We start from the raw sequence: 19,339 nt of genomic DNA on the forward strand, positions 1-19,339 counted from the left end.
TCATGTCGAGTAGCGGCAACCGATTTGTCGCTGTCTGCACGGATTGTTACGTGCGGAGACATGGTGTAGGGAGAAGGGCTAGGTAGCTCGATGTCCAACCATCGACACCCGAACGTCAGCCAGGTAGCGGCAGATCAATCGCCTCCCCCGAGGAGGCGGCGGGCACGTTGGCTCGTCGCCGGAGTGGCCGGGGTGGCGGGGCTGGCCGCCGTCGGCGCGCCGGCAGGGGTGACCGGAGCGGTCGCAGCGAACGGCGGCAGACTTGTGAACGCCGGGGAGCAGGTCCTCGCCGGGAGCGCCAGCCGGGTGACCGGCGACGACAACAGAGGCCAGGACCGGGGCGGCACGGACCACAAGGACGACGAGCGCCGGGGCGAGGACTTCACGGACGTACCGTGTGGCGCCAACGAGCTGATCGCGGCGCTGGTCCGCGCGAACGCCGGCCACGGGGCGACACTCAAACTCGCCGGGAAGTGCACGTACACGCTCAACGCGTCCGCACCCCAACCACCCGTGCCGCACGGTCCCATCGGCCTGCCGATCATCACGCAGCGGGTCACGATCGACGGGAACGGCGCCACAATCGTCCGCGCGGCCAACGCCGCGCCGTTCCGGATTCTCGAGGTGGGAGCCGGCGGCGACCTGAACCTCCGCGACGTGACCATCAAGGGCGGTCAGGACACGAGTGGGATCGGCGGCGGCGGAGGTGGCATCCGGATCGACGTCGGCGGCAGGGCCACCATCGAGAACACCGACGTGGTCTTCAACCGGACCAACGGCTCGGGCGGCGGAATCTCCAACCACGGTGACACCAGGATCCTCGGCCGGAGCGATCACGGCGCGGGCAAGGACCGGGACGGCAAGGACCGGGACGGCAAGGACCGGGACAAGCACGGGGACGACGAGAGCAAGATCAGTGACAACGCCGCCCTGTACGACGGCGGCGGCGTCTACAACAACGGCAACCTCACCGTGCAGAACACCAGACTCAGCGACAACAACACGATCGGGGTTGTCACCGTCCTGCCGATCGGTGGCACGGGTGGCGGGCTGTCCAACTCCAGCGTCGCCGTGCTCGACAACGTGCGCGTGCACCACAACACCTCCGGTTTCCGGGGCGGTGGCATCCGCAGTGGAATCAACGCCACCACCACGGCCAGGAACATCGAGGTCAGCGAGAACGCGACAGGCAGCGAGGGTGGCGGAATCTTCAGCGACGGCGTCTTCCACCTGGAGCACAGCAAGATCAGCCGGAACAGCGCCGGCCAACGCGGCGGCGGGATCTTCAACCAGATCGGCCGGTTCGTGGCCGAGGACACCCAGATCAGCGAGAACGCCGCGAGCACGTTCAGCACCATCGAGCACGGTGGCGGCGTCTACGTCGGCAGCGGCATCGTCGTGCTGCGGCACACCCACATCAACCGGAACAAGGCCGTCGGCACGAACTCGCGAGGCGGCGGGATCTACAACGGTGGCACCGTCAACCTCCACGAGTCCACGGTGACGGAGAACGTCTCGGCCCTGGCGCCGGGCGGGATCTTCAACGAGGGCGGTCAGGTCACCGTGGATGAGAAGTCGGTCATCAGCGAGAACCGGCCCACCAACTGCACCCCCAGCGCGCCGCCCGTCCCCGACTGCTTCGGCTGACCATCTGGTCGCCCGGCTCGTCGAGGGCAACAGGCACCGACAGCGGTACGCCGCATCCGGTCCCGCCCGGGTTCGATCACAGGATCGGGCTCGTGCGGGACCGGATGCGTGTTCCGTTCCAGCGGTGAACGGCCGGGTCCGACAGCACGCGACGACGTGAGGTTCGGCCGGAGTCGCCGATCAAACGGACGGTAGCGCCTCGATCGCTGATCGTGCCACCATCGGGGGTAGGGGTGGACCGCTGGGCGCTCGGAGGTTCCATTGGCAGACACGCGGCGGATCAACCAGTTGCAGAACGACGACCGTTCCCTGGTGCTCTTCCGGGCCATCGCGGTGGCGCACCGCTACACGCAACGCGCCCAGGCGGTCAGTCTCTCGATGTCACTGGTGGTGGCGAGCCTCGGCGTCGTGGCCAAGGTGGCGCAACCCCCGCTGCAACCCGCTGTCTCGGTCATCGGTGCGCTCTGGGCCGGCGTCTACGCGATCGTCCTGGCTCCCCTGATCGGTCGTCACCTGCGCATCAGCGCGACCTTGCAGGAGATGCTGGACACCGACCTGTTCGGCCTGCCGTGGAACGCGGTCCTGGTCGGTGAGCGACTGTCCGAGGACGAGCTGAGCCGCCTCAGCCGGCGCTTCCGCGGCGACGACGCGCGCTTGCGGGACTACTACCTGGTCGCGACCGTCGCCGCTCCGTACGACGTGCTCTTCTGTCTGGAGCAGAACCTGGCGTGGGGCTCGCGGGTCCGGCGACGCTTCGCCGCCGTGCTGCTCGGTGTCATCGCGGTCTGGTGTGTGGTGGGTGTGGCCGTGGGCCTGGTGACCGAGAGTACGGTCGGCAGCCTGGTCGGCGTGTGGTTCGTGCCGTCACTGGGTCTGCTGCTGTCCTGTTCGGACATGGCCCGCGCCCAGATCCTGACCACCCGGGACCGCACCCGGGTGCTTGGCCTGGTGCGCGCGGTCACCGAGGAGCCGTCGCACGTGATCGCGGACGACCAGGCGTTCGCCGTGTTCGCCAGGCAGGTGCAGGATGTGCTGTTCGTCGCCCGCCGGCAGCAGCCGCGGATGCCGCAGTGGTTCTTCCGCCTCTTCCACGACGATGATCTGACCGACTTCCGGTACAAGATGCAGGTGCTCGAACAGCGGGTGGGTGTCAATTCCTAGTGCGAGCGCGCGTGCGTCTCCCGATCGGGCGCGGGCCGACGGGGTGGGGTCGGCTCGCGCCCGCGACGACCGTCAGTACGGGTATCCGGGGACGTTGAGTCGCACGCTGTACAGGCCGGAGTCGTTGCGCTGGCCGGAGGTGATGTAGAGCGTCTGCCGGTCGGCGCCGCCGAAGGCCACGTTCGTGGTGCCGGAGTTGCCGGCCCGGATCGTGCCGAGCTGCGTGCCGGTGGGGGAGTAGACGTGGACCTGGCCGTCATATCCCGACGTCCAGTAGACGTTGCCGGCGCAGTCGATCGTCCCGCCGTCCGGACCGCCGACGTAGTTCACGAAGACACTGCGGGCGCTGGTGCTGCCGTCGGGCGCGACGGCGTACTTGTAGATCTTGTTCTCGGAGTAGGCGCCCACGTACAGCGTGGTCCCGTCGGGTGAGAGCGAGATGCCGTTGGGCTGGCGCAACCGGTCGTCGACGAGCGACACCTGACCGCCGGAGACACGGAAGACACTTGTGCGGCCGTTCATCTGGTCGGAGCGGTTGCCGCGCTGGAAGTTGGGGTCGGTGAAGTAGACGACGCCGTCGGACCGGACCGCGACGTCGTTCGGCGAGTTGAACGCCCGGCCCTGGTAGTTCGCCGCGACGGTGCTGCGGGACCTGTCGCTCAGCCGGTACGCGGACACGCTCCGCTGGTCGTGGGTGGCCGCGATGAGCTGCTGGGCGTCGGCGCTGAGGGCCAGGCCGTTGCTGCCGGCGTTGGGGATGAACGTGTCGAACGTCGACGGCGGCGTGAACCGGCGGATCGTCGACGGCTGGACGTTGTACGGCCCGGTGCCGGCGGCCATGTCGGACATCAGCAGGTAGCCGCCGTCGGCAACCCAGACCGGCCCTTCGAGGAACGAGAAACCACCCTGGATCCTCGTGGCCGACAGTGAGCTTGCCGGCAGCGGTGATCCGTATCCCACCCCCTCCGGGCAGACCCCGGGCGGTGCGCCGGGCGGACCGGCGAGCGCGGCGTGAGCGCTAACATGGGCGGTGTCCGCGGCTGTCGAGGGCGTGGCGGCGGCACCTGTGGCGAACGGCGCGGCGCCGACCGCGAGGCACAGTCCGGCGAGTGCGGCAATTGTGGGACGCCAGGTCATCGAATGCTCCAATCGGCGTCGGCCGTTGCGTGGACCGGCGGTAGGCGGTGTGCGAGGACGCGGGTGACCGGCACGTTGACGGTGCGGCCGTCGAAGTGTCACCAGGCAGCCTAAGTGACGAACCAGCGAGTCGCATCGGTTTCGTGCCGGTTAATTCGCCGTGAATCACTAAGACGCTGGTCAATGCGTAAGCGTCGGGCGAATATTTCCCGGTCGTACCACAGTGGATCCTCCCGGGGCCCGGATCGTTTCAACGCCCCGCCCCCGTGGGTACGCTCCCATCCGCTGATCCCTCGATCGACGGAGACCTATCGTGATCATGGCTTTGCTGCTCGACCTCGCCAACATCGTCGGCGGTTTCCTGCTCGCCGTCGCTGTGCTGCGGCTGCTGCCGCGCGTCGGCGACGACCTGGGCCGCCTCGCCGGTCGGGCCGCCCCGATCGCGTGGGTGGTCGGCATCGTGGCGCTCGTGACCGGCGGCTACTACCTCATCGTCCACCTGGTGTCCGGGCCCCGGGTGTTCCACTTCGAGGTGGTGGGCATCGGCGTCGGGCTCGCCCTGCTGTGGGAGCGGCTGACCGGACGACCGGCGCCACGCGGCGAGCAGGCGACCGGGGCCACCGGGGTCCGCCTCCTGCTCGCGATCTTCGGTCTCATCGCGATCGTCGTCGGCATCCAGGGGCTCTTCACCCCGGACGGCTGACCGGGCCGCCCGCACGACAGGCGGACCGCCGTCGGCCCGTCATCAGCCATCGGCTGCCTCCCCGGACCGTCGCACCGGCACAGGTGCCGCGTGATCCGGGCGGATTGGACGGCCTCGTCGAGGGCGGCCGGGTGACATCGACGGATTAGCTGGCGTCGCCGGTCGTGGCCTCTCCGGTGGCCGGCCGCTGGGAGGGCCGGCGGAACGGGTCCTCCCGGCCCGGCACCGCCTGCTGACCCCGGTCGGTCGACCGCGGCGCGGGCTGCGACGGCATCCGCGGCGACTCGCCGGTCTCGGCGACCACGCGTTCGGTCTCCTGCACCAGATAGTGCGGTCGGCGCTTCGTCTCGTAGTAGATCCGGCCGATGTACTCCCCGATCACACCCAGGATGGTCATCTGGATGCCGCCGAGCCCGATCACGCTGACGATGATCGTGGTGTAGCCGGGAACGTCGATGCCCTTCTCGACGGCGTCCGCCACCACCCAGGCCATGTAGACAAGCGCGATGAGGGTGAGGAACATGCCGCCGTAGATCGCCAGGCGCAGGGGCCGGTTGTTGAACGACAGCAGGCCGTCGAACGCGTAGTTGAACAGCTTGCCGAACGTCCACCTGCTCCGCCCCGTCTGCCGGGTCTCGTTGCGGTGGGCCACCACCACCGTGCGGAAGCCGATCCAGGAGAACAGCCCCTTGGAGAACCTGTTGTATTCCGGCATCGACAGGATCGCGTCCACCGCGAGCCGGGACAGCAGCCGGAAGTCGCCCGCCCCGTCCTGCAGGCGTACGTCGATCCACCAGTTGATCATCCGGTAGAAGGACCGCGAGGCGACCATGCGGACGAACCGGTCACCCCGCCGGTCTCGGCGGGCGATCACCTGGTCGAAGCCCTGCCGGTAGAGGGCCACCATCTCGGGCAACAACCGTGGCGGGTGTTGCAGGTCGGCGTCCATGATGACGACCGCGTCGCCGGTGGCCCGCTGCAGGCCGGCGAGCATCGCCGCCTCCTTGCCGAAGTTGCGGCTCAGCGACGTGTAGCAGACCGTGGGGTCGGCGGCGGCGAGGCGGCGCAGCGCCTCGAGGGTGCCGTCCTCGCTGCCATCGTCGACGTACACCACCTCGACATCGAGGTCGGTCAGGTCGGCGAGCGTGGCCGTGAGGGTCTCGTGCAGGCGCTCCACCGACGATTCCTCGTTGAAGCAGGGCACCACGATGGACAGTCGCACCCTGCTCACCCCGCCCGACCGGTGTTCGGGCATCCGCCGCCGGTGTCCGCGGCGCACTCCCGATCAGAGCCGGTAGAGCAGCGTGCCATCGAGATCCTCCCGAGTGATGCCCAACCCGTCGATGGGCCGGGTCGCGATGCCCTCCCACGGTGTCCCCGCCGTGCGGTCCGGCACGGCGACCACCGACCGCACGCCGATCCCACGCAGGTACGCCACGCTGCCCGCGTCGGGGAACGACGCCACCGCGATCCGGGTGTTCGCCTGGCTGACCGGCTCGAACCCGGCCAACCCGTTGGTGATCCGGGGGAAGCCATCGGTCGTCCACAACATGTACGCCAGGTCGCCCACGCTGCCTGCGGGCAGCACCAGGATCGGGTCCTTCGCGGCCCGCATCGCGGCCGGTGGCGGAGTCACCGTCGGGTGGGGTGTCCGGTTGACGCCCTCCAGGGTGACCAGGGCCAGCGGCACCAGCAGGACCAGCGGCATGAGCACCCGCGTCCAGCGGCGGGCCGAGAACTGACCCGGTGATGTCGAGGTCTCACCAGTCGATGTCGAGGTCTGGCCCGGTGATTCGGCCAGCGCCGTCACCGCTCCGGCGGCCAGCAGCGCCAGCAACAGGCTGGTCCAGTGCATCATCCGGCCCGGTGTGCGCAGGGCGTCCCAGCCCGGCAGGGAGGTGGACAGGGTCAGGTAACCCGGGTCTCCGTCACCACCGAGGGTCGAGCCCAGGCCCAACAGCACCGTGCCGAGCACACCGAGGCCCAGCGCGATCCGGTGTCGAGCCGGGTACGCCGAGATGAACAGGCCCGCCGCGGCCAGCGCGATGAGCGTTATCCCCGGCAGCAGCGCCATCTCCGGCGGCCAGGACAGCTGTTCGCGGGCGGCGGCGTGCCGCTCACCCCACAGCCACGAGTCGGCGGGTGCGGTCACGAACCCGATGAGCGGGGGAGAGAACATCTTCGTCCACTCCAACCCCCGTTCGGCCTGCGGGTTGAGGTCGACGACGCGCAGGTAGACCAGACCGAGCAGCACCGTCGCCGCGCCGAACACGCCGCCGCCGGCCAGATCCGCGAGCAACAACCGCCGACCGAACGGCGGGCGCTCCCGCTTACGCCACCAGGACCAGCCGTAGCAGCCGGCCGCCACCAGCACCGCGGCCAGCAGGAAATAGACAAGTGGCAGCCCGATGCCGAAGCCGAGCGTGATCTGCCAGGCGGCCACGAGCCACCCGGCCAACGCCCAGCCGGGTCGCCGACGCTCGGGCCGGTAGCCGTGGCGCAGCGACCAGCCATGCCCACGGGCCAGCATCGCCAGGCACAGCGCGATGCCCCCACTGGACAGGATGTTGAGGTGGCCGGCGTGCGCCAACCGCCAGGGGGCGAACGCCCACGCGATCCCGGCGACCGCCCCGCCCCACCGGTTGGCGCCGAGCTGCCGCGCCAGCACGTACGCCCCGAAGGCCGCGAGCGCGTGCAGCAGCACGTAGAGCACGTTGTACCGGATCACGGCCGCCTCGAAGCCGGAACCGATCATCCCGATCGGGGCGTACCCGAGCAGGGTGTCGCTGTAGGCGAACGTGTATTTCTCCGGGAAGAACGTGTTCGAGTTCCAGAGGTCGGCCGGACTGCTGAAGAGCGCGTGCCCCGCCCAGGCGACCTGCCACGCCTGCAACGTCGGGTCACCGAGGTCGTTGGGGATCGTGCTCGCCGGATGCCGCAGCGTCGGCCAGGTCAGCACCACCGACAGCAGCAGGCTGCCCAGTGCCGCCAACGTCCACTCGGGGCGGGCCCAGCGCCACCGATCCCACCGGCTCGGCGTCCGGTCGTCGGACGTCTGTTCGGGGCTCGTGTTCTCGGCGGTTGCTGCGGCGCCGGTGGACCGGGTATTCACGCGATAGATCCTGTCCGATGGTGGGAACCTTGTCCATGCTGTCCGACGCATGGGTCCGCGCCGTGTCGCGGGCGGGAGCCGTACGGCGTGGTGACGCGGTGGTCACTCATTGAACACGAGGACCCAGTCGGCCACGCAGGCCGGCTTGGTCTCGCCCTCGATCTCCACCCGCACCTGCACCACGACCCGGCACGCGGCGGCCATCCGGCGGGCCTCCAGGAGGGTCGCGACGCCGCGCACCCGAGCGCCGGCCGGGACCGGGGCGCGCATGCGCACCTTGTTCAGGCCGGCGTTGATGACCAGGCGGACGCCGTCGACCTCGACCAGCTCGGACAGGAAGGTGGCGCAGAGCGAGAGCGTGAGCATGCCGTGCGCGACCGTGGTCCCGAACGGACTTTCCGCCGCCGCCCGCTTCTCGTCGACGTGGATCCACTGGTGATCGCCTGTCGCGTCGGCGAACGCGTTGATCCGGGCCTGGTCGACGAGGTGCCATCCGGTGGTGCCGAGCTGCTGGCCGGTGTGCTCCAGCAGGGCGTCGATGGTGTCGTAGCGGCTCACCGCGCCCACCCTGCCGGCAACTACGGTCGGTGCGCAACCCTGCCGGTCCTGGTGACGAGGTCCGGGTGGCGGCCTCGCCGGTCTCCGCCTACTCCCGCCAGCCGGTCAGCTCCACCCCCTTGGCGAGCTCCACCCGGAAGCCGATCGCGATCTCACCGCTGTCGCCCGGCGCGAGCGACAGCCGCCAGGCCAGCTCTCCCAGCTCCGTACGCTCCGCCGGAGGCGGTGCCAGGTTCGTCTCCCGCACCACCACCGCCTCGTCGCGGGACACCGGCACCTGGTCGCGTACCTCGATCGTCGCCGTCCGCGGCGTGTGGTTGGCGACGGTGATCCGGTAGTCCATCTCCCGCCGCCGCGTCGACCCGAGCGCGGCCCTGGTCTCCGAGCGCCGGTGCAGCTTCCGCTCCACCCGCAGCCGGTCGTCGACGCCGAGCCCCAGCTCGATCTCCTCGCCCGGCGCCCACATCGGCAGCCCGATGGCCGCGACGAAGTCGGCGCCGTGGAACACCGCCGCCGGACCGGGCAGCATCGTGTGCTCCGACGTGTTGCGTACCGTGGCACGCAGGTGCGCCTCCGCGGCGCGGACCGGCACGGTCACGTGGTCCAGTCGGGCCGGCACCTCCAGCACGGCGATTGTGGCGCGGTGCGCGCTGCCGTCGGCCGGCACCGCCGCCGGCCGGGCCGGCCGATAGGTGGCGGCGCTGACGCCCTGCTCGACCTGGGCGACGCTCTCCTGCAACCGGGGCCGGGGCGCCGCCGCGGACCGGGCGAGCGCGCCGCCCGGTGCCGGTGGCGGCATCCCGACCGGCATGGCCGCCGCCGCGCCCGCGACCGGCATCGGTCGAAGCCGGTCGAGATACCAGGGCGACAATTCGGGTACGGCTGTCGTCGCGGCAGGCCGGGCGGTCGAGAGTTGGAGCTCGCACTCCGGCCAGTCCTCCCCGGTGTTCTGGCTGACCAACCCGAACCAGGTGACGGTGATCGTGTCCTCGACCAGCCGCAGGTCGTAGGAGGGCTGCCACACCGCGCCGTCGACCAGATAGGTCAACTCCAGTTCCACCTCCGCGTCGTCGGCCGCCACCGAGACCGTCACCTCGGCGGCCAACCGGTCCGGCGTCCGCTTGCCCCGCGCGGCGTTCAGGTCGCGCTCGACCGCGGCCACCTGCGCGGCCAACTCGGTGCGCCGCCGCGACAGCCCGCGCCGCCGGCCGCGTGACTCGGCGAGCTGACCGGCCACCGAGTCGCTGAAGGCCGCCACGTCGGTCGGCGCCGCGTCACCGGAGGCCAACGCGCGGGCGTACGTGCCACCGGCTCGCTCGGCCAACCGGGTGAGGAACTCCCCGCGCTGTTCCTCGATTTCGTCCGCGTCCGAGACCTCGGCCAGCTCGTCGACCAGCTCGCGGCGTCGCTGTTCGAGGTCGACGATCTGCGGGTCGGCGCTGCGGGCCTGCCGCCAGGTGGTCACGTCCACCCCGAGGACCGTGGCCGCGCCCCGACCACCGACCCGAATGGAGTCGCGCCGCAGGCCGAGTGGGAGTGGCGCGATGCGGACGCGGTGCTCGCCGGCGGTCAGCCGAGGGCTGCCCCGGCGGGTGACCCGGGCCCGGTCCGGGTAGACGGTGACACCGACGATGGGCGCGTCAATCTCTGTGCTCTCCACGGCGCGAGGGTAATCCAGGCGCGCGCACCACCACCCGGCCATCCATCCGTCGCCCCGACCGCCCGTACGCTCGGCCGGGCGGGCGCCTGATCCGCGAGACGAGGGGGAGGTGAACCGGTGGTGCGTGATGACGTGGCGGAATTGGCGGAGATCTGGGGGCCGCCAACCTGGTCGGCTCCGGTCCGCGCCGAGCGGCTGGCTCAGTTCGCGGGCGCGGTGCCGGATCTGCTGCTGGCGTGTTGGCGTAGGTACGGATTCGCCGGCTTCGGCGACGGGCTGTTCTGGTTGTGTGATCCCGAGGTGTGGCAGCCGGCGGTCGACGCGTGGACGAACGGCCTTGTCCTACCGAGCGAAGAACGATGGATCGCGGTGAGCCGCAGCGCGTTCGGCGATCTGCAGGTGTGGGGGCAGCGGACGGGTGCGCGGTTGTCGATAAGCGCGCAGCACGGGTGGGTGATCCATACGGATCGGTCGGCCGGCGAGATGTCGGACGATCGCCGCGACGACCGGCTCTACGCGCTGCTGATGTGCCAGGACCGCCGCAGTGTCGACCTGTGCGGCGCCGATGGAGAACCGTTGTTCGACCGGGTCCTCGCACTGCGTGGCCCGGTCGGCCCCGACACCGTCTACGGCTTCGTCCCGGCCCTGGGTCTCGGCGGGGCGCTGCGCCCCGACCGGGCGGAGATCTGCGCCGGACCCGTCCATCTGGAGCTGCTCGCCGAGCTCTCCGAGCGTCGCGTCATGGACAACGAAGATCTTCTGCACCTGTGGCTGGACCGATGACGGTGTGGCGGCGAGTGCGGGCCACCGACACGGGCCTCGACGGGCGTGCCGCGCGCCTGCTGACCAGTGAGCCGACCGACGACGCGGGATGGCCGGCCGACCTGCCGGCCGGTGCGACGGAGGTGGTCATCGTCGAGGACACCCCCGGCCCGACAGCCACTCTGCGGGTGCGGACCAGTGGGGACGACGCGCCGAGGAGTGCGCGGGTCAGGTTTGACCAGCTCGCCGTACCTGACTTGGACGGAGCAGGGTGCTGAGGTGCCTAACCCTGGCAGGATGTGGTTGCCGCCGGGAGAGGTCGCAATACTTCGAGTCATGAACGCGAGAGGACAGCTCGGCGATTTCCTCCAGGCCCGACGCTCCCAGCTGAGGCCGGAGGACGCCGGCGTGGTGACCTACGGCGACCGGCGGCGCGTCCGAGGGCTGCGCCGGGAGGAACTGGCCCTCCTGGCCGGAGTGAGCGCCTCGTACTATTCGCGCCTGGAGCAGGGTCAGGCCGTCAACGCCTCACCCGAGGTCCTGGAGGCGCTCGCTCGGGCCCTACAGCTCGACGAGGCGGAACGTCGCCACCTGACCGAGCTCGCGGCCGGGACCCGGCGTCGGCCCGCCGTCCGGCGTCCGCCGCCGGAGCGGGTGAGCCCGGCGGTACGCCAGCTCGTGGCGACGCTCGGTGACGTACCCGTGGTGGTGCTCGGTCGTCGTGCCGACGTGCTGGCCTGGAACGTCGGAGGCCACGCCCTGTTCGCCGGCCACCTGGACGCCACGCTCCCCGAGCGGCCGGACCAGGGCCCGAACATGGCGCGGCTGGTCTTCCTGGACGCGCACACACGTGACCTGTACGTGGACTGGCCCGCCAAGGCCCGCGCCGTGGTGGCGACGCTGCGGATGGTCTCCGGGCAGCACCCGAACGACCCGTCGCTGGCGGCGCTCGTGGGGGAGTTGACGGTGCGGAGTCCGGAGTTCGGCGCCATGTGGGCCGACCACCGGGTCAAGGCCGGCGGTGGCAGCGCGTACGAGATGCGCCATCCGCTCGTCGGCACGATGACCGTGACCCAGCAGGCCCTGCGGACCGAGGACGGTCAGACGGTCGTCGTCGCCACCACCGAACCCGGCTCGGCGTCGCACGCCGCGATGACGTTGCTCCTGCACGGTGCTGTCACCTCCCGCGCCGGCACTCGGCAGCAGCCGGCCATGCGCGAATAGCGCCCTTTCCCAACGACTCGAAGACGAGGTGCTCCGCAAGGAGCGCCGGACCCTTCGCGCCCTCATCAGCCGCAATAACACGGCTTTCCGGAAGGAACAGAAATGCGCAAGAGAATGATGACCCTCGCAGTGGCCCTCGCGGCGGCCGGCGTCAGCGTCGTGACGGTTGCGCCGTCGAGCGTCGCTCAGGCGGGTACCGCACGGGCAAGCGCCGTCGGACCGTCGACCGCGCCGCTGCCCTCGCGGATCGCGGTCCACTTCGATCTGGCGAACGGGCAGATGCCGGAGAACATCGCGATGGGCCCGGACGGCACGGCGTACGTCACCTTCGCGGCCGCCCGGCAGGTCGCCGCCGTCACCCCGTCCGGTGCGACGCGGATCCTGGCGACCCTGCCCGCGCCGGCCGACGGCGGCGTGAACACGCCGGTGCTCGGGTTCGCGCTGACCACCGGCATCGTCCGGATGGCCGACGGGACGCTCTACGTCCTCTACGCCAGCGGCGACGCCGCCACCACCGGCCTCTACCGGCTGCGTCCGGGCCGGGTTCCGCAGCGCGTCGCCGCCCTGCCGGCTGCCGGACTGCCCAACGGCCTGGCGTTCGACGCGGTGGCGAGAAGGTTCTACGTCACCGACTCGGTGCTGGGCACGATCTCGACAGTCCCCCTGCGGGGCGGCCACGCCGAGGTGTGGTCCTCGGCGTCGGAGCTCGCCTCGACGGGTTTCCTCGGCGCCAACGGCATCAAGGTACGCCCCGACGCGATCTGGGCGACGAACCTCGACCAGGGAACGTTGCTGCGCATCCCGCTGCGGCACAGCCGTCCCGGACCCGTCCGGGTGGTGGCGACCGGCCTCGTCGGCATCGACGACTTCGCCTTCGTGGGCGCCGGTGACCACCAGGTCGTCGCCGCGCTCAACGGGCCGAACACGCTCGTGAGCATCGACGCCGCGGGCCGTTCCCGAACGCTGATGAGCGGTGCCGACGGATTGCAGAATCCGACCTCGGTGGCCGTGTGGGGCCGCACCCTCTACGTGCTCAGTGCCGCGTACACCACGGGCGCCGACCCCAACCTGGCGCTGGCCACCCTGCCGCGCCGCTGACCCGTCACCTTTCAGGAGATCCCCTTGCTCTAGGTCACGCAGTGGGGTCGGTTTCCCCGGTACTGAACACGCGGGTTTCCCGCCGCCGTCGTACGACGGCGGCGGGCGCTCGTGCGTCGGGGCTTTCCCGTCATCGGGTCGGGTTGGTGGTCGCGGTGCGCCAGGCCAGCCAGCCGCGGCAGAGCACGTAGGCCGCGGCGACGACGGCGACCAGCCCGATGTCGATGAAGGCCGACAGGCGTGCCTCGGCAACGTCGCCGATCGCCAGGCCGAACACCACGAGGGCGGTCTTACCGGCGAGCAGGATCTCCCAGACGCCCGCCGACTGGCGCGGCCTGATCGCGAGCAGGGCGAAGAGCCCGGCGAAGATGGCGAAGCTGGAGACTCGCCAGCCTTCGATGAACAGGCGGTCGTCGGGCGCGTCGAGGGTCAGCAGGACGCCGTTGACGAACGCCCCGAGGGTGGCGAGGGCGGCGACGGCGGCGAGTCCACGACCGATGCGGTCGGCGGAGGGGGCGGTGGTGTCGGTGCGCAAGGCGGTCGCGGTGGTCATGAGAACCCCATCTCTGCGATACGAATAGAACTTACATCCGTTAACTTACGCGCTTAGCTAACGGCTGTAAAGTGATGGGCCGTGGCAAGTCGAGGGGGCTGCGGGTGCGACCGCGCTCCATCGCTGCTCGGCGGGCAGGTCGGCCACCCGGCGAACCGCCCGCGCCGTGCGACCCGTGCGTAGGCGGCGCCGGGCCTCGGCCATACCCTGGCACCCGGAAGAGGGAGGTGGCGCGCCGCACGCGTCAGGCGGCGCGGCCCGCTCCGTTGCGACTCAGGGCTGGGTAGTGCATGCGCGTCATTCCGGGCAGGACTCCGAAGTACATGGTCATCCGCGACGACCTGATCAAGCGGATCAGCAGGGGGGAGTTCGCCCCCGGTGACGCGCTGCCCGGCCAGCGACACCTGAGCGAGCAGTACGGCGTCAGCCTCATGACGCTGCGCCAGGCACTGGACGAGCTGTGCGACCGGGGAGTGGTGGATCAGCTTCCCGGTAAGGGCACCTACGTCCGGGCGATGCCGGTCCCGTACTCGATGGGCAACCTGCGCAGCCTCGCCGACGACCTGCGTGCGCACGGCATCGAGGTGCTGACCCGGGTGCTGGCCCGCGACGTCGTCGCGGTGCCCGACGAACTCGCCGCGCGGTTGGGGATCGCCGTGGGCGACAGGGTGCTCACGCTGGAGCGGGTCCGGGTCGTCCGGGGCGCTCCGCTGATCCATCAGGTGTCCTATGTTCCGCAGCCCTTCGGCGACCTGCTCCAGGGCGTCGACTTCGAGAAGAACGAGCTGTACGCCGTGCTCGCCGAGCGGGCCGGCGCGGCGGCCGTGCAGGCCGAGGAGACGATCTCGCCGGTGCTCATGCCCGAACGCATCGGTGATCTGCTCGGGCTGCCCGAAGGCGTGCCGGCGATGCGCAGCGAGCGGATCACCCGCGACGCCGACCGGCGCACGCTTGTCGTCGACGTCGCCATCCTCGCGGGAGACAGCGTCGTGATCAGGAACATTCGCGAGGTCGGCGGCAATCAGATCAGCTACGCGGTCGGTGATGGCGCCGGGCTGCCCGGAGCCACCGGCCCCGGACCGGGCTGACGGGTGGGGTGGCGGGAGCCGCCGCACGCTCGCCTCAACTGTTCTAGAACTATTTACCGACAGATCTAGAACACTGGTCGGTCGCCCTGCTATAAAGACCTCATCGTTCTAGAACTGTGAGGGGATGTGCCGTGGATCAGCTCCTACGCTCCGCCCGCCCAGCAGCCCAGGTCGACCCCCGTCGACCCTCGGGGCTCGGCAGGTTCGGTGACTACGGCGGACGCTTCGTGCCGGAGTCGCTCGTTCCGGCCTGTGTCGAGGTCGAGCGGGCCTTCACCGAGGCCTGGGCGGATCCGCTGTTCCGCGGCGAGTTGAACCACCTGCTCTCCGTCTACGTGGGCCGGCCGACGCCGCTGACACCCGCGCTGCGCCTCTCCGCGGAGCTGGGCGTCAACCTGATGCTCAAGCGGGAGGACCTCACCCACACCGGCTCCCACAAGATCAACAATGTGTTGGGGCAGGCGCTGCTGGCCCGGCGGATGGGCAAGCGGCGACTGATCGCCGAGACCGGCGCGGGCCAGCACGGCGTGGCAACCGCCACCGCCGGTGCCCTGTTCGGCATGCCCACGACCGTCCTGATGGGCGCGAAGGACATCGAACGGCAGCAGCTCAACGTCTTCCGGATGAAGATGCTGGGCGCCGAGGTGGTGCCCGTGACCTCCGGCAGCCGCACCCTCAAGGACTCCTGCAGCGAGGCCCTGCGCCACTGGGTCACCTCCGTCGACGACACCTACTACTGCTTCGGCTCGACGATGGGCCCACACCCGTACCCCTGGATGGTCCGCCAGTTCCAGCGGGTGATCGGTGACGAGGCCCGCGCGCAGTGCGCGGCCGACCTCGTCACCAGCACCCCCGACTACGTCGTGGCCTGCGTCGGCGGCGGGTCCAACGCGGCCGGCACGTTCGCCGGCTTCATCGACACGCCGGCCCGGCTGGTCGGTGTCGAGGCGGCCGGTGGCGCCGCGGTCAGCGCCGGCACCCCCGGCGTGTTGCACGGCTTCCGCTCCCTGGTGCTCCAGGACGAGCACGGGCAGATCAGTGAGGCCCACTCGATCGCCGCCGGTCTGGACTACCCGGGCGTGGGGCCGGAGCACGCGTACCTGGCCGAGTCGGGTCGCGCCACCTACGTGACGGTGGACGACGCCGAGGTGCTCGCCGCCACCCACCGGCTGGCCCGTGCGGAGGGCATCCTCTGTGCGCTGGAATCCGCCCACGCGGTCGCCTGGGTGATCCGTGCCGCCGGTGACGGCACGATCCCCCCGGGTGCGACGGTGCTGCTCACCCTCTCCGGGCGGGGCGACAAGGACATGGCGACCCTGATGGAGCTGTCGTGAACGCACTGGAGATCCGGGCCCGCGCCGCCAAGGCCGCCGGCCGCAAGCTGCTCGTGCCGTACCTGACGGGCGGTGTCACCGACAACTGGACCGACCTGTTGCGGGCCGCCGTGGACGCGGGCGCCGACGCCATCGAGGTTGGCCTCCCGTTCTCCGACCCCATCCTGGACGGACCCGTCGTGCAGGAGTCGTCGCACCGGGCCCTGCTCCGGGGCGTCACCACCCGGCAGATCCTCGACGAGGTCACCCGACTCGCACTGCCCGTGCCGTTGATCGCGTTCACGTACGCCAACCTGGTCCTGCACGGCGGGGCCGACCGGTTCTGCGCGGCGCTCGCCGACGCCGGGGTGGACGGTCTGATCGTGCCGGACCTGCCGGTCGACGAGATCGAGCCGGTCTCCACGGCGGCGGCGGGCAGCATGCTCGACCTCGCGCTGCTCGCCTCCCCGGCGACCGTGCCGCAGCGCCTTGACGAGATCGCCACGCGCAGCCGGGGCTTCGTCTACGCGGTAAGCGTCATGGCGACCACCGGCGAGCAGTCCACGTTGGGCCAGGCCGGCGAGCGGTTGGTGACATCGCTGCGACAGGTCACGGATCTGCCCGTGGTCCTCGGCTTCGGGATCTCCGGTCCGCAGCAGGCCGCCGAGGCCGTCGCTTACGCCGACGGGGTCGCGGTGGGCTCGGCGCTCATGCGTCGCGTGCTCGACGGGGCCTCGGCGGCGGAACTTGGTGATTTCCTGGCGCAGCTTCGGACGGCGCTGGACGCGACCGCCAACGGCTGACCACTGCGGCGGAGCGACTCACCGGGTCCGACGGCAGCGGTGCCGTCGGACCCGGCCGCTCAGCGGTCGTGACAGCCGACCTCGTCGCCGATCTCCGCCGGGATGCCGAACGGGCTGCACTCGAGAGCGCTGCCCTCGCCCAGCTTCCGCCAGGTGCCGTCGGAATACTCGAACACCATCACGCCGTCGCCCTGCATCCCGGGGTCGACGGCGCGAATACCCGCGGTGGCCCACCGGCGGGCGCACTTGATGTGGTCGGGGTTGATCCGGTGGGTGCTGCTGTTCAGTCCGGACGCCCGCTGCAGGGTCGCGGCGCCGACGGGACAGGCGGCCTCGGCGGTGGTGGTCGGCGTCGCGGCCACCGCGCTGCGGGTCGGCGACGCGACGGTGGTCGGCGCCGCAGGGGAGGCGGAGGTGGCGCTGGGTACGGGTGACGTCGTGCTGTCGCCGGCTACCGGAGTGGCCGGGGCTGTGGTGCAGGCCGCCAGGCCTGCCAGCAGGGTGACGGGTACGAGGGCGCGGAGCGCGGTGCGGGTCATCGTTCCTCCAGATCAGCAGGGATGGCGGTTTCGCGCTACACGCGGTGGAGTCGACTGTGGTTGCAGTCGATCTGACCTGCTGCGCGTTGCTTGCTCGTGACGATCCGCATACCGCTGGTCCCCTTACTCTTAAGCTTCTTTGAAGTCCCGTGGCTCAGCGTGGTGGCCGGCCGGCCGGCTTACTACCCTCGTCCCGTCTGGATCATCCCTGCTCCGCGAGCGGGGCTGAACGTCCTTCGAGGAAAGTTGCCACCCGCATGAGGCTGTCTCGCCGTACCCTGCTCGGCACCGCGATGGCCAGCACCGCGGCCACCGTCGCCGGGGTCTCCTTCGACGGCTCCGCCGCTGTCGCGGCGAGCCCGCCCGGCGACGTCGTCGGAAAGGTCACCGTCGGGTACCAGGGATGGTTCACCGGGGCCGGCGACGGGAGTCCGTTGACCGGGTGGTGGCACTACGGCCAGGACTGGCAGAAGACTCCCTCGCCGGTCAACGAGGCCCTCAAGTCGTGGCCGGACGTGCGCGACTACGACCGGGTGTACAAGACCGGATATCAGAACCTGGGCAACGGGCAGCCCGCCTCGCTCTTCTCGTCCTACGACCAGCAGACCGTGGACACCCACTTTCGCTGGATGCAGGAGAACGGGCTGGACACCGCCGCGCTGCAGCGCTTCAACCCGGTCGGCGGCGAGGGTCCGATCCGCGACGCCGTGACGGTCAAGGTGCGCAACGCGGCCGAGCAGTTCGGCCGCAAGTTCTACATCATGTACGACGTCAGCGGCTGGACCGACATGCAGCAGCAGATCAAGGACGACTGGGTGGGCAAGATGAGGGCCTACACGGCCTCCCCGGCGTACGCGAAGCAGAACGGCAAGCCGGTGGTCGGCATCTGGGGGTTCGGCTTCAACGACGCCAACCACCCGTGGAGCGCCGCGGTCTGCCTCGACGTCATCAACTGGTTCAAGGCGCAGGGCGTGTACGTCATGGGCGGCACGCCGACGCACTGGCGCAACGGCGACAGCGACTCGCGGCCCGGCTTCTCCGACGTCTACCACGCGTACCACATGATCTCGCCGTGGATGGTGGGCCGGATCGGCGACGTGGCCGGGTCGGACTGGTTCTACACCAACGTCACCCTCGCCGACGTACGGGACTGCGTGGCGCACGGCATCGACTACCAGCCGTGCGTGCTGCCCGGCGATCTGCAGGAGCGGCAGCGCGCACACGGCGACTTCATGTGGCGGCAGTTCTACAACGTGATCCGGGCGGGCGCGCCGGCGATCTACGTCTCGATGTTCGACGAGTACAACGAGGGCAACCAGATCGCCAAGACGGCCGAGAGCGCGGCGTTCGTTCCGGCCGGTTCGACGTTCCTGCCGTTGGACGAGGACGGCACGGCGTGCTCGGCGGACTACTACCTGCGGCTCACCGGTGACGGTGGCCGGATGCTCAAGGGCGCGATCACGTTGACCGCCACCCGGCCGACGGCACCGGTGATCGGCGCCGTCCCGACCCCGCCCACCGCCGTCGGCGTCAGGTCCCGCGCCAACGGCCGCTTCGTGGGTGGTTCGCCGTTGGTCGCCTCGCTGCCGTCGGCGTCGGAGACGTTCACCGTGGTCGACGCCGGTGGCGGTCTCGTGGCCCTGCGGTCCACCAGGACCGGGAAGTACGTCTGTGCGCAGCAGGCCGGCGCGGCGGCGCTGGTGGCCGACCGGGACGTGATCGGCGGCTGGGAGACGTTCACGCGGGTGGCGAATCCGGACGGCAGTGTCAGTTTCCGCAGCAGTGCGAACGGCAGGTACGTCTGCGCGGAGAACGCCGGCGCGGACCCGCTGATCGCGAACCGCACGGCGGTCGGCCCCTGGGAGTCCTTCGACCTGGTCTGATCGACACCCGGCGCGGGGCATCCGAGGCCGGAGACCCCGCGCCGATTTCGCCTGCTCGCCGCCGTACATCTGATGTATGTGTCGCCGGAGCGGCGTCC

General features: G+C 70.7%; 17 protein-coding genes. 10 read left to right on the forward strand and 7 right to left on the reverse strand.

Going from position 1 to position 19,339, the window contains the following annotated elements; genetic code table 11:
• The first annotated feature begins 192 nt into the window (after positions 1-192).
• Both ACGFH8_RS18875 and ACGFH8_RS18880 read left to right on the forward strand, forming a co-directional pair.
• Complete coding sequence (locus tag ACGFH8_RS18875; protein ID WP_393368465.1) at positions 193-1,647, forward strand: hypothetical protein; 1,455 nt, start codon at positions 193-195, stop codon at positions 1,645-1,647.
• Between the two features lie 261 nt (positions 1,648-1,908).
• Positions 1,909-2,808 (forward strand): S-4TM family putative pore-forming effector, encoded by a 900-nt coding sequence (locus ACGFH8_RS18880; protein WP_393368467.1) that lies wholly within the window; start codon positions 1,909-1,911, stop codon positions 2,806-2,808.
• Between the two features lie 72 nt (positions 2,809-2,880).
• On the opposite strand, the gene ACGFH8_RS18885 is transcribed toward ACGFH8_RS18880, so the two are convergent.
• Complete coding sequence (locus ACGFH8_RS18885; RefSeq protein WP_393368468.1) at positions 2,881-3,945, reverse strand: SMP-30/gluconolactonase/LRE family protein; 1,065 nt, start codon at positions 3,943-3,945, stop codon at positions 2,881-2,883.
• A 319-nt stretch (positions 3,946-4,264) separates the two neighbouring features.
• On the opposite strand from ACGFH8_RS18885, the gene ACGFH8_RS18890 reads away from it, so the two are divergent.
• On the forward strand, positions 4,265-4,648 hold the full coding sequence (locus ACGFH8_RS18890) for a hypothetical protein (protein WP_393369103.1): 384 nt from the start codon (positions 4,265-4,267) through the stop codon (positions 4,646-4,648).
• 145 nt (positions 4,649-4,793) lie between these two features.
• Here the strand turns inward: ACGFH8_RS18890 and ACGFH8_RS18895 are convergent, their stop codons facing one another.
• From ACGFH8_RS18895 to ACGFH8_RS18910, 4 genes are all read right to left on the reverse strand, one after another.
• Positions 4,794-5,903, reverse strand: a complete 1,110-nt coding sequence (locus tag ACGFH8_RS18895) for a glycosyltransferase family 2 protein (RefSeq protein ID WP_393368470.1) — start codon at positions 5,901-5,903, stop codon at positions 4,794-4,796.
• A 30-nt stretch (positions 5,904-5,933) separates the two neighbouring features.
• On the reverse strand, positions 5,934-7,640 hold the full coding sequence (locus ACGFH8_RS18900; protein WP_393369105.1) for a hypothetical protein: 1,707 nt from the start codon (positions 7,638-7,640) through the stop codon (positions 5,934-5,936).
• A 222-nt stretch (positions 7,641-7,862) separates the two neighbouring features.
• Positions 7,863-8,318: a MaoC family dehydratase gene (locus ACGFH8_RS18905; protein ID WP_393368471.1), complete on the reverse strand. Its 456-nt coding sequence runs from the start codon at positions 8,316-8,318 to the stop codon at positions 7,863-7,865.
• A gap of 88 nt (positions 8,319-8,406) precedes the next feature.
• Positions 8,407-9,978 carry a mucoidy inhibitor MuiA family protein gene (locus tag ACGFH8_RS18910; protein ID WP_393368473.1) on the reverse strand — a complete coding sequence of 524 codons (1,572 nt, stop codon included), beginning with the start codon at positions 9,976-9,978 and terminating at the stop codon, positions 8,407-8,409.
• Between the two features lie 117 nt (positions 9,979-10,095).
• Between ACGFH8_RS18910 and ACGFH8_RS18915 the strand changes: the two genes are divergently transcribed.
• The 3 genes from ACGFH8_RS18915 to ACGFH8_RS18925 all read left to right on the forward strand — a co-directional run bounded on the left by ACGFH8_RS18915 (position 10,096) and on the right by ACGFH8_RS18925 (position 13,062).
• Complete coding sequence (locus tag ACGFH8_RS18915; RefSeq protein WP_393368475.1) at positions 10,096-10,761, forward strand: GAD-like domain-containing protein; 666 nt, start codon at positions 10,096-10,098, stop codon at positions 10,759-10,761.
• A gap of 315 nt (positions 10,762-11,076) precedes the next feature.
• The gene (locus tag ACGFH8_RS18920; protein ID WP_393368477.1) at positions 11,077-11,964 is read left to right on the forward strand and encodes a helix-turn-helix transcriptional regulator; all 888 of its coding nucleotides are present in this window, start codon (positions 11,077-11,079) and stop codon (positions 11,962-11,964) included.
• A gap of 102 nt (positions 11,965-12,066) precedes the next feature.
• The gene (locus ACGFH8_RS18925; protein WP_393368479.1) at positions 12,067-13,062 is read left to right on the forward strand and encodes a hypothetical protein; all 996 of its coding nucleotides are present in this window, start codon (positions 12,067-12,069) and stop codon (positions 13,060-13,062) included.
• A 130-nt stretch (positions 13,063-13,192) separates the two neighbouring features.
• Here the strand turns inward: ACGFH8_RS18925 and ACGFH8_RS18930 are convergent, their stop codons facing one another.
• Positions 13,193-13,615, reverse strand: coding sequence for a hypothetical protein (locus ACGFH8_RS18930; protein ID WP_393368481.1), 423 nt, complete (start codon positions 13,613-13,615; stop codon positions 13,193-13,195).
• Positions 13,616-13,905: 290 nt separating this feature from the next.
• Between ACGFH8_RS18930 and ACGFH8_RS18935 the strand changes: the two genes are divergently transcribed.
• From ACGFH8_RS18935 to trpA, 3 genes are all read left to right on the forward strand, one after another.
• Positions 13,906-14,703, forward strand: a complete 798-nt coding sequence (locus tag ACGFH8_RS18935; RefSeq protein WP_393368482.1) for a GntR family transcriptional regulator — start codon at positions 13,906-13,908, stop codon at positions 14,701-14,703.
• Positions 14,704-14,834: 131 nt separating this feature from the next.
• Positions 14,835-16,037, forward strand: a complete 1,203-nt coding sequence (gene trpB, locus ACGFH8_RS18940; RefSeq protein ID WP_393368484.1) for a tryptophan synthase subunit beta — start codon at positions 14,835-14,837, stop codon at positions 16,035-16,037.
• Complete coding sequence (trpA, locus tag ACGFH8_RS18945) at positions 16,034-16,819, forward strand: tryptophan synthase subunit alpha (RefSeq protein ID WP_393368486.1); 786 nt, start codon at positions 16,034-16,036, stop codon at positions 16,817-16,819. The genes trpB and trpA overlap by 4 nt, the downstream gene beginning before the upstream one ends.
• A 59-nt stretch (positions 16,820-16,878) precedes the next feature.
• Here trpA and ACGFH8_RS18950 read toward each other — a convergent pair whose 3' ends face one another.
• Complete coding sequence (locus ACGFH8_RS18950; RefSeq protein ID WP_393368487.1) at positions 16,879-17,358, reverse strand: hypothetical protein; 480 nt, start codon at positions 17,356-17,358, stop codon at positions 16,879-16,881.
• A 257-nt stretch (positions 17,359-17,615) separates the two neighbouring features.
• Between ACGFH8_RS18950 and ACGFH8_RS18955 the strand changes: the two genes are divergently transcribed.
• Positions 17,616-19,241 (forward strand): lectin, encoded by a 1,626-nt coding sequence (locus ACGFH8_RS18955; protein WP_393368489.1) that lies wholly within the window; start codon positions 17,616-17,618, stop codon positions 19,239-19,241.
• Positions 19,242-19,339 lie beyond the last annotated feature (98 nt).

Origin of the sequence: Micromonospora sp. NPDC049175 (genome assembly GCF_043197345.1) — a bacterium.
GTDB lineage: Bacteria > Actinomycetota > Actinomycetes > Mycobacteriales > Micromonosporaceae > Micromonospora.

Coding starts and splice junctions, on each gene's coding strand:
- ACGFH8_RS18885 (WP_393368468.1), bottom strand. CDS start 3,945: ATGACCTGGCGTCCCACAATTGCCGCACTCGCCGGACTGTGCCTCGCG.
- ACGFH8_RS18890 (WP_393369103.1), top strand. CDS start 4,265: ATGGCTTTGCTGCTCGACCTCGCCAACATCGTCGGCGGTTTCCTGCTC.
- ACGFH8_RS18895 (WP_393368470.1), bottom strand. CDS start 5,903: ATGCCCGAACACCGGTCGGGCGGGGTGAGCAGGGTGCGACTGTCCATC.
- ACGFH8_RS18920 (WP_393368477.1), top strand. CDS start 11,077: ATGAACGCGAGAGGACAGCTCGGCGATTTCCTCCAGGCCCGACGCTCC.
- ACGFH8_RS18925 (WP_393368479.1), top strand. CDS start 12,067: ATGCGCAAGAGAATGATGACCCTCGCAGTGGCCCTCGCGGCGGCCGGC.
- ACGFH8_RS18930 (WP_393368481.1), bottom strand. CDS start 13,615: ATGACCACCGCGACCGCCTTGCGCACCGACACCACCGCCCCCTCCGCC.
- ACGFH8_RS18935 (WP_393368482.1), top strand. CDS start 13,906: ATGCGCGTCATTCCGGGCAGGACTCCGAAGTACATGGTCATCCGCGAC.
- ACGFH8_RS18950 (WP_393368487.1), bottom strand. CDS start 17,358: ATGACCCGCACCGCGCTCCGCGCCCTCGTACCCGTCACCCTGCTGGCA.
- ACGFH8_RS18955 (WP_393368489.1), top strand. CDS start 17,616: ATGAGGCTGTCTCGCCGTACCCTGCTCGGCACCGCGATGGCCAGCACC.